Source organism: Pseudomonas sp. 2VD, from assembly GCF_005503585.1.
GTDB lineage: Bacteria > Pseudomonadota > Gammaproteobacteria > Pseudomonadales > Pseudomonadaceae > Pseudomonas > Pseudomonas aeruginosa.
Window position 1 is genome coordinate 1 of the sequence record NZ_SCND01000241.1, and the last position, 9319, is coordinate 9319.

The 9319-nt window shown below is 67.5% G+C and carries 8 protein-coding genes and 1 pseudogene; 3 read left to right on the plus strand and 6 right to left on the minus strand.

The genetic code is table 11. The features are described 5' to 3' along the window. Positions 1–95: hypothetical protein (locus FFS27_RS33700; RefSeq protein WP_256659600.1), on the plus strand; the 95-nt coding region annotated here is incomplete at its 5' end. Positions 96–137: 42 nt separating this feature from the next. Here FFS27_RS33700 and gshA read toward each other — a convergent pair. The 3 genes from gshA to FFS27_RS22320 form a co-directional block, all read right to left on the minus strand. Further along, on the minus strand, positions 138–1721 hold the full coding sequence (gene gshA, locus FFS27_RS22310; RefSeq protein WP_009877231.1) for a glutamate--cysteine ligase: 1584 nt from the start codon (positions 1719–1721) through the stop codon (positions 138–140). Between the two features lie 206 nt (positions 1722–1927). Next, positions 1928–2290, minus strand: a complete 363-nt coding sequence (locus FFS27_RS22315) for a PaaI family thioesterase (protein WP_042115369.1) — start codon at positions 2288–2290, stop codon at positions 1928–1930. A gap of 38 nt (positions 2291–2328) precedes the next feature. After that, on the minus strand, positions 2329–4668 hold the full coding sequence (locus FFS27_RS22320) for a Tex family protein (RefSeq protein WP_022580396.1): 2340 nt from the start codon (positions 4666–4668) through the stop codon (positions 2329–2331). Between the two features lie 188 nt (positions 4669–4856). Here FFS27_RS22320 and amgR point away from each other — a divergent pair, with 188 nt between their 5' ends. Both amgR and amgS read left to right on the plus strand, forming a co-directional pair. Then, complete coding sequence (gene amgR, locus FFS27_RS22325) at positions 4857–5600, plus strand: two-component system response regulator AmgR (RefSeq protein ID WP_003096259.1); 744 nt, start codon at positions 4857–4859, stop codon at positions 5598–5600. Positions 5601–5694: 94 nt separating this feature from the next. Further along, a complete protein-coding gene (gene amgS, locus FFS27_RS22330; RefSeq protein ID WP_003109988.1) occupies positions 5695–7014 on the plus strand; it encodes a two-component system sensor histidine kinase AmgS in 1320 nt (439 codons plus the stop codon). Positions 7015–7090: 76 nt separating this feature from the next. On the opposite strand, the gene FFS27_RS22335 is transcribed toward amgS, so the two are convergent. The 3 genes and pseudogenes from FFS27_RS22335 to FFS27_RS22345 form a co-directional block, all read right to left on the minus strand. Continuing rightward, complete coding sequence (locus tag FFS27_RS22335; RefSeq protein WP_003109987.1) at positions 7091–8014, minus strand: LD-carboxypeptidase; 924 nt, start codon at positions 8012–8014, stop codon at positions 7091–7093. 190 nt (positions 8015–8204) lie between these two features. Further along, complete coding sequence (gene rimK / locus FFS27_RS22340) at positions 8205–9110, minus strand: 30S ribosomal protein S6--L-glutamate ligase (RefSeq protein WP_003096254.1); 906 nt, start codon at positions 9108–9110, stop codon at positions 8205–8207. 131 nt (positions 9111–9241) lie between these two features. Further along, positions 9242–9319 (minus strand): annotated as a pseudogene (locus tag FFS27_RS22345) (ATP-dependent zinc protease); the annotation flags it as partial.

Here is a 9319-nt window from a genome sequence, read left to right on the forward strand (position 1 = left end):
GCTTCCAGCCCAGCAGCGTAGAGCGGCTACCGGCGGCGCGGGCCTCGCTGTACAACTTCCAGCGCAATTCGCAGGTATTCGAGAAGAGCCTGTGATCCGCCGGCGCGTCCCTGGGCGCAGGGGCGCGCCGGCTTGGCTCAGTTGCTGATCAGGCCGAGGATGCTCGCCTGGTAGGCGGCGACGAAGGTATCGAAGTCGCCATCCTGGTCGCGTTCCAGCTCCGTCTGTTCGGCCAGGGAGTCGCTGGCCATCTTCTCGAAGCGCGCCTGCTCTTCGGCGGCCAGCGGATGCTGGCGGAAATACTCCGCGTGTTCGCGGCTCTGGCGCAGGGAGAACGCTTCGAAGCTCTCGCCGCGCTCGCGCATGACCTTCAGCACCTGCGCCGAAGGCGTCAGTTCCGCATCGGCCACCTTCGCCCGCTGCGCCGCCAGTGCCGCCGCGTGGGCTTCGCCGCCGCGCGCGCGGTCGAGCAGTGCCGCGGTATCGGCGATTCGTTCGAGCAGCTCGTTGGCCCAGACCTGCAATTCCACCGGCTGGCCGCGACGTTGCAATTGCAGGCCCGGCCGCCTGCCTTCCTTGACCACGGCGAGGAAGTTATCGGTGGCGTCGCTGCACTCGCCGTTCAGCAGCGGGCTGTCGCTGAACGCGCAGAACAGCAGGAAGGCGTCGAGGAAGCGCGCCTCGTCCAGGTCGATGCCCAGCGGCAGGAACGGGTTGATGTCCAGGCAGCGCACTTCCACGTACTGCACGCCGCGAGCGGCCAGGGCCTGCACCGGACGCTCGCCGGTGTAGGTGACGCGCTTTGGCCGGATGCTCGAGTAATACTCGTTTTCGATCTGCAGGATGTTGGTGTTCAGCTGCACCCATTCGCCATCCTGCTTGGTGCCGACCTTCTCGTAGGGCGGGTAGGGCGTGCTCACCGCCTGGCGCAGGCTGTCGATGTAGCTCTGCAGGTCGTTGTAGCAGGGCGTCAGGCCGGCCTGGGCGTTGTTCTGGTAGCCCAGGTCGCTCATCCGCAGGCTGGTGGCGTAGGGCAGGTAGAGCGTGTGTTCGTCGAGGCGCTCCAACTGGCTCGGGCGGCCACGCAGGAAGCCGGCGTCGAGGGCCGGCGAGGCGCCGAACAGGTACATCAGCAGCCAGCTGTAGCGGCGGAAATTGCGAATCAGGGCGATGTAGGCGGCGGACTGGTAGTCGCGTTCCGACAGCTCGCTGCCTTCGGCCTGGCGCAGCAGCGGCCAGAGCCTCTCCGGCAGGGAGAAGTTGTAGTGGATGCCGGCGATGCACTGCATGGTCTTGCCGTAACGCAGCGCCAGGCCCTTGCGGTAGACGTACTTCAGGCGGCCGATCAGCGAGCTGCCATAGCGGGCGATCGGGATGCTCTCCTCGTCCGGCAGCTCGCAGGGCATCGATGGGCTCCACAGGTATTCGCCGTCCAGCTTCGAACTGGCGAAGCGGTGGATGCGCTCGAGATCGGCCAGGGTGTCGGCGACGTCGGTTTCCGTGGGCGTGATGAACTCCAGCAAGGCCTCGGAGTAGTCGGTAGTGATCTGCGGATGGGTCAGGGTCGAACCCAGGGCCCGGGGGTGGGGGGTGAGCGCCAGCTTGCCGTCGCTATCGACTCGCAGGCATTCGCGCTCGATGCCATGCAGGCACTCGGTCAGCAGGGGCAGGTTGGCTGCGGCGCCGAGCAGAGCCAGGCGGCGGGAGAGAAGATCGCTCAAGTCGGGATTCCTTGTGATCGCGTCCCAGATCGGTCGCCCCAATATGAGGGTGGACCGAGCGGTCTACAAGAGGGAGGACGTAAATGCGTTTTCGCTTCGTCCGGGGGCCGGTCGCCGCGCCTTCGGCGGGAGCCGTCGAGGCGGGCGCCCGGCACGGATCGGGATCGCCGTTGCGCGCCACTCTGCCGCATGGCGGCCGCGCCGGTTTACAACTGGGCGAAGGTACCTTGTCCTTTCGCGACCAGTTTGTCGCCTTGCCGCACCTCGGCTTCCACCACCAGGCTGCGGCGCCCGGCATGGAGGACGCGGGCGACGCAGCGCACCTCGCCGTCGGCGACGGCGCGGATGTAGTTGATCTTGCATTCCAGGGTGACGCTCTGGCGGTCGAAACCATGGGAACTGGAGCAGGCCAGCCCCATGGTCACGTCCATCAGCGAGAACAGCGCGCCGCCATGCATGACCCCGCCGCGGTTGCGCAGGTGCGCGGCCATCGGCAGGCGTACCTCGGCGACTCCGTCGCCGAGGCTGACCGGGTCCAGGCCGACCAGTTCGCTGTAGGCGCTGATCATCTGCTCGCGGGCGGGCATCTCGCTCATGGACGGCTCCGTCACTTCTTCTTCAGTTGCTTGGCGTTGGCGAACAGCGCGGCCATGGCGTTGTTCGCCGGCGGCGCGCTCTGTCCGCGCGGGGCGCCACGCTCCTGGCGTGGCTGGCCGCCGCCGGCGGGACGCCCGCCGCGCTGGCCTTCGACCTTCTCGCCGGGGGTGTCGCTCATGCGCATGGACAGGCCGACACGGTTGCGCGGAATGTCCACTTCCATGACCTTGACCTTGACGATGTCGCCGGCCTTGACCACTTCGTACGGATCCTTGACGAACTTCTCGGACAGCGCCGAGATGTGCACCAGGCCGTCCTGGTGGACGCCGATGTCGACGAACGCGCCGAAGTTGGTGACGTTGGTCACCACACCCTCCAGGACCATGCCCGGCTTGAGGTCCTTGAGGCTCTCGACGCCTTCCTGGAACTCTGCGGTCTTGAACTCCGGACGCGGGTCGCGGCCGGGCTTGTCGAGTTCCTTGATGATGTCGGTGACGGTCGGCAGGCCGAAGGTCTCGTCGGTGAACTTCTTCGGGTCGAGGCGCTTGAGGAACGCCGAGTCGCCGATCAGCGAGCGGATGTCGCGCTCGGTGTCGGCGGCGATGCGCTGCACCAGCGGATAGGTTTCCGGGTGAACCGCCGAGGCGTCCAGCGGGTTGTCGCCGTTCATCACGCGGAGGAAGCCGGCGGCTTGCTCGAAGGTCTTCTCGCCCAGGCGGCTGACCTTCTTCAGCTCGTCGCGGGTGCGGAACGCGCCGTTGGCGTCGCGGTGCGCGACGATGTTCTGCGCCAGCGTCGAGTTGAGGCCGGAGATGCGTGCCAGCAGGGCGGCGGAGGCGGTGTTGACGTCGACGCCGACGGCGTTCACGCAATCCTCGACCACCGCGTCCAGGCTACGCGCCAGCTTCAGCTGGGACACGTCGTGCTGGTACTGGCCGACGCCGATCGACTTGGGCTCGATCTTCACCAGCTCCGCCAGCGGGTCCTGCAGGCGGCGGGCGATGGACACGGCGCCGCGCAGGGACACGTCCAGCTCGGGGAACTCCTTCGCCGCCAGTTCGGAGGCGGAATACACCGATGCGCCGGCTTCGCTGACCATGATCTTGGTCAGCTTCATGCCCGGATATTTCTTGATCAGTTCGCCGGCCAGCTTGTCGGTCTCGCGGCTGGCGGTGCCGTTGCCGATGGCGATCAGCTCGACCTGGTGCTTGGCGCAGAGCGCGGCGAGCACGGCGAGGGTCTGGTCCCACTGGTTCTTCGGCGCATGCGGGTAGACGGTGGCGGTGTCCAGCAGCTTGCCGGTGGCGTCGACCACCGCGACCTTGACCCCGGTGCGCAGGCCCGGGTCGAGGCCGAGGGTGGCGCGCGGGCCGGCCGGGGCGGCCAGCAGCAGGTCGTGCAGGTTGCGCGCGAACACGCTGATCGCCTCATCCTCGGCGCCGTCGCGGAGCTCGCCGAACAGGTCGGTTTCCAGGTGGGTATAGAGCTTGACCTTCCATGTCCAGCGCACCACCTCGGCCAGCCACTTGTCGGCGGCGCGGCCCTGGTTGGACAGGCCGAAGCGCTCGGCGATCATGACCTCGCATGGGTGCAGGGTGCCCGGCGCTTCCTCGCCGACCTTCAGCGAGGCGCTGAGGACGCCTTCGTTGCGTCCGCGGAAGATTGCCAGGGCGCGGTGCGACGGGGCGCTTTTCAGCGGCTCGTCGTGTTCGAAGTAGTCGCTGAACTTGGCGCCTTCCTGTTCCTTGCCGGGGACCACGCGGGCGGTCAGGGTCGCTTCGTTCTTCATGAACACGCGCAGCTTGTCGAGCAGCGTGGCGTCTTCGGCGAAGCGCTCCATGAGGATGTACTTGGCGCCTTCCAGCACCGCCTTGACGTCGGCGAAGCCTTTCTCGGCGTCGACGAAACGCGCGGCCTCGCTTTCCGGGACCAGGGTCGGGTCGTCGAACAGTGCGTCGGCCAGCGCGCCGAGGCCGGCTTCCAGGGCGATCTGGCCCTTGGTGCGGCGCTTCTGCTTATAAGGCAGGTAGAGGTCTTCGAGACGGGTCTTGGTGTCGGCAAGCTTGATGTCGCGGGCCAGTTCGGGGGTCAGCTTGCCCTGTTCCTCGATGCTGGCGAGGATCGCGCCGCGGCGTTCTTCCAGTTCGCGCAGGTAGCGCAGGCGCTCTTCCAGCATGCGCAACTGGGTATCGTCGAGGCTGCCGGTGACCTCTTTGCGGTAACGGGCGATGAAGGGAACGGTGGAGCCTTCGTCGAGCAGGGCGACGGCAGCGGCGACTTGCTGCGGTTGAACGCGGCCGGAGGGCAGTGCGGAGAGCTCTTCGGCGATACGGGTGTTGATGCTGTCCATTGATCCACCTGGTAAAACGAACGAAAACGGGCCGTGTAGACAACGCCCCGCCGCAAAAGCGCCGCATTATACCTGCCAAGTTTCGCCTTGGAGGGCGGCTGGTCGGGGAAAAATCTGCTAACAATGGACAGTCCGGCCCAGCCGCTACCTGGGCGATAATGCCCGCCTGACTCATTCTGGGAGTTTCTATGTCGAACCCTGCCGCCCTGGCCGAAGGTGAAAAGATCCTCGTCGTCGACGACGACGCCCGCCTGCGCCGCCTGCTCGAACGTTTCCTCGACGAGCAGGGCTACCGCGTCCGCGCGGTGGAGAACACCGAGCAGATGGATCGCCTTCTATCCCGCGAACTGTTCCAGCTGGTTGTGCTCGACCTGATGCTTCCCGGCGAGGACGGCCTCACTGCCTGCCGCCGCCTGCGCGAACAGAACAACCAGGTGCCGATCATCATGCTCACCGCCAAGGGCGACGAGGGCAGCCGCATCCAGGGCCTGGAACTGGGCGCCGACGACTACCTGGCCAAGCCGTTCAACCCGCGCGAACTGCTGGCGCGGATCAAGGCCGTGCTGCGCCGCCAGGCGCCGCTGGTGCCCGGCGCGCCTGCCGGTGCCGACGAGGTGGTGACCTTCGGCGACTACCAGCTGTTCCTCGCCACCCGCGAACTGAAGAAGGGCGACGAGGTACACATGCTGACCACCGGCGAGTTCGCCGTGCTCAAGGCCCTGGTGCAGCACGCCCGCGAACCGCTGACCCGGGACAAGCTGATGAACCTCGCCCGTGGCCGCGAGTGGGATGCCCTGGAGCGTTCCATCGACGTGCAGATCTCGCGCCTGCGCCGGCTGATCGAGCCGGACCCGTCCAAGCCGCGCTATATCCAGACGGTCTGGGGCGTCGGCTACGTGTTCGTGCCGGACGGCAACGCGCGCAAGGCCTGAGTCTCCGCGCGGCCGGTGCAGCGATGCACCGGCCGCGTCGTCTTACCCGCAACAGGCGTCGGCCCCGTCCGCCGGCGCGCAACCGGTCCGATCGATGAAAACGCCGCTCTGGTTCCCGCAAAGCTTCTTCGCCCGCACCCTCTGGCTGGTGCTGATCGTCGTGCTGTTCTCCAAGGCGCTGACCCTGGTCTACCTGCTGATGAACGAGGACGTGATCGTCGACCGCCAGTACAGCCACGGCGCGGCGCTGACCATCCGCGCGTTCTGGGCTGCCGACGAGGAGTCGCGCGCGGCCATCGCCAAGGCTTCCGGCCTGCGCTGGGTGCCGAGCAGCGCCGACCAGCCCGGCGAGCAGCACTGGCCGTACACGGAAATCTTCCAGCGGCAGATGCAGATGGAGCTGGGGCCGGACACCGAGACCCGCCTGCGTATCCACCAGCCGTCGCAGCTCTGGGTGCGCGCACCGAGCCTCGGCGAAGGCTGGCTGGCGGTGCCGCTGTATCCGCATCCCTTGCGTGGCCAACGGATCTGGAGCGTGCTCGGCTGGTTCCTCGGCATCGGCCTGCTCTCCACCGCCGCCGCCTGGATCTTCGTCCGCCAGCTCAGCCAGCCGCTCAAGCGTCTGGTGGTCGCCGCCCGCCAGTTCGGCCAGGGGCGCAGCGTGCGCCTGCCGCTGGGGCCGGAGACGCCAAGCGAAATGGCCGAGGTGTATCGCGCCTTCAACCAGATGGCCGAGGACATCGAGCAGGGCGGGCGCGAACGCGAATTGATGTTGGCCGGTGTCTCCCACGACCTGCGCACCCCGCTGACACGCCTGCGCCTGTCGCTGGAGTTGCTGCCGGAGAGCGAACGGGAGATGGTCGAGGACATGGTCCGCGACATCGAGGACATGGATGCGATCCTCGACCAGTTCCTCGCCTTCATCCGCGACGGCCGCGACGAGCCGGTGGAGGAGGGCGACCTGACCGACTTGGTGCGCGAGGTGGTGGCACCGTTCAACCAGACTCGCGAGCAGGTGCGCATGGCCTTGCAGCCGGTACCGGCGATGCCGTTGCGGCGGGTGTCGATGAAGCGTCTGCTGGGCAACCTGATCGACAATGCCCTGAACCACGGTGGCGGCTCGGTGGAGGTGGCCAGCTACGTGGCCGGCGAAAGCGCGGCGCCCTACGTGGTGCTGAGTGTGCTCGATCGCGGCCAGGGTATCGATCCCGCGGAAGTGGACAGCATCTTCAATCCCTTCATCCGCGGCGACAAGGCGCGTGGCGGCAAGGGCACCGGCCTCGGCCTGGCGATCGTCAAGCGCATCGCCGCCCAGCACGGCGGCAGCGTCGAACTGCGCAACCGCGATGGCGGCGGCCTGGAAGCGCGGGTCTGCCTGCCGCTGGGGTTGCTGCTACCGCGCGGCGCGGCCTGATACTCGACGGGTTTGTGCCGTTCCAGCGGCACTTCCCAACCCCTCTCGCGCTTACGGAGAGGGGCGCGCCCCGTCCCTACCAGCGCAACCGGTTTCCCTCGAGCACCGCGGTCTTCCCGTAAGGCCAGGCCCGGTTCTGCGCACCATGCCCGCTGGGCAGGTGGTGGTAGAGCGGCACCTCGATGGCGGCGGCGTATTCGCCGAAGATCCGCTCCAGGCTGTGGGCGACTTCCTTGCGCGGGCAATCGGTGAACGAGCCCAGGCAGATCGCGCCGAGCTGGCGCGCGTCGATGCTTTCGAGCAATTGCCAGAGGCTGCGCTCCAGGCGGTAGTAGGGTTCGCCGACGTCCTCCAGGACCAGGATCGACCCCGCCGGGGCGTGCAGGCCGCCGAGGGTGCCGGCCATGCAGGCCAGGGCGGTGAGGTTGCCGCCGATCAGCGCGCCTTCGACGCGTTGCTTGTGTCCGCCGAGGTGCTGCACCGGGAGTTCATGGTCGATTCCGGCCAGCAAGCGGCTGACCGAGGCCAGAGAGGCTAGCCGCTCCTGCTGCTCGCGGGGGGCGCTCAGCGGCGACAGACCGAGTCCGGTGGCCACCGGGCCGTGGATCGCAGGCAGGCCGTGGCGGTGGAAAGCGCTGAGCAACACCGAGATGTCGGAGAAACCGATCAGTGGCCGCGGCGAGGCCGCCTGCAGGCGCCCCCAGTCCAGGCCCGGCAGCAACTGGCCGCAGCCGTAGCCGCCGCGCAGGCACCAGACCGCGGTGATGTCCGGCATGTCGAAGGCGTTGTGCAGGTCTTCCAGGCGCTGCTCGACGGTCCCGGCGAGGTAGCGGTAGCGGGCTTCGACGTGGCGGCCGAGATGGTAGTCCACGCCGTGCACTTCCAGTTGCCGCAGGGTCGCCTCCAGCACGTCGGTGGCGATGGCCGAGGCTGGCGCGATCAGCGCCACCCGGCCGTCGATGGGCTGCCAGGTCTGGTCGGAGGAGGGACGAGGGGTCATGCGGCGATTCCATGAAGCGTCAGGAAAGGATTCGAGTGCCGGAAGAGCCCGGGGTTCGGCGGGGTTTCCGGCATCGGTTGCGGCGGTGCTTCATTCAAGCGTGGCATGGACCTTCTGTCGAGGCCGGGATCGCCAGCGTAATGCGGTGCGTCCGATGTGCTGGGACAACGCATGCGTTGTCTGGTCCGGCTCACCCCTTTCCCTTCGTCCTGGCCAGGTGGGGGCCGCCGTTCTTTTCCAGGTACTGGATGATGATCCCGGCGATGTCCTTGCCGGTGGTGGATTCGATACCTTCCAGGCCCGGCGAGGAGTTCACCTCCATTACCAGCGGACCATGGTTGGAGCGCAGGATATCCACCCCGGCGACGTTCAGGCCCATCACGCGAGCGGCGCGGATGGCGGTCATGCGTTCTTCCGGGGTGATCTTGATCAGGCTGGCGCTGCCGCCGCGGTGCAGGTTGGAGCGGAACTCGCCGGGCGCTGCCTGGCGCTTCATCGAGGCGATCACCTTGTCGCCGACCACGAAGCAGCGGATGTCGGCGCCGCCGGCTTCCTTTATGTACTCCTGGACCATGATGTTGTGCTTGAGCCCCATGAAAGCCTCGAGCACCGATTCGGCGGCCTTCTCGGTTTCGCAGAGGACCACGCCGATGCCCTGGGTGCCCTCCAGCAGCTTGATCACCAGCGGTGCGCCACCGACCATCTCGATCAGGTCCGGGACATCGTCCGGGGAATGAGCGAAGCCGGTCACCGGCAGGCCGATGCCCTTGCGCGAGAGCAGTTGCAGCGAGCGCAGCTTGTCCCGCGAGCGAGCGATGGCGACCGACTCGTTGAGCGGGAACACGCCCATCATCTCGAACTGGCGCAATACCGCGCAGCCGTAGAAGGTCACCGAGGCGCCGATGCGCGGGATCACCGCGTCGAAGCCCTCCAGCGGTTGTCCCCGGTAGTGGATCTGCGGCTTGTGGCTGGCGATGTTCATGTAGGCGCGCAGCGTATCGATGACCACCATTTCATGGCCGCGCTCCCGCCCGGCCTCCACCAGGCGACGGGTCGAGTAGAGCCGGGGATTGCGCGACAGCACGGCGATTTTCATTCAGCACCTGTGGATGGGTTGGACCGGCTGGCGGGCAGCGGCGGCGAGGCTGTGGGTTGTCGTCGCGGCAGGCATTGGACCGGCCGTTTCGGGAATGGATGGAGGTTGGACAGGTGCTGCCGGCGAATGGCTCAAACCGGACTCCCGTCGAGCAGGTTGATGCCCGTCGCCGCGGGCAGGGCGGCCGGCGACTCGGGACGATCCTGGAC

Excerpts from the sequence above, each read along its gene's own strand:
- amgR (WP_003096259.1), top strand. The coding sequence starts at position 4,857 with ATGTCGAACCCTGCCGCCCTGGCCGAAGGTGAAAAGATCCTCGTCGTC.
- FFS27_RS22315 (WP_042115369.1), bottom strand. The coding sequence starts at position 2,290 with ATGATCAGCGCCTACAGCGAACTGGTCGGCCTGGACCCGGTCAGCCTC.
- FFS27_RS22335 (WP_003109987.1), bottom strand. The coding sequence starts at position 8,014 with ATGACCCCTCGTCCCTCCTCCGACCAGACCTGGCAGCCCATCGACGGC.
- FFS27_RS22320 (WP_022580396.1), bottom strand. The coding sequence starts at position 4,668 with ATGGACAGCATCAACACCCGTATCGCCGAAGAGCTCTCCGCACTGCCC.
- rimK (WP_003096254.1), bottom strand. The coding sequence starts at position 9,110 with ATGAAAATCGCCGTGCTGTCGCGCAATCCCCGGCTCTACTCGACCCGT.
- amgS (WP_003109988.1), top strand. The coding sequence starts at position 5,695 with ATGAAAACGCCGCTCTGGTTCCCGCAAAGCTTCTTCGCCCGCACCCTC.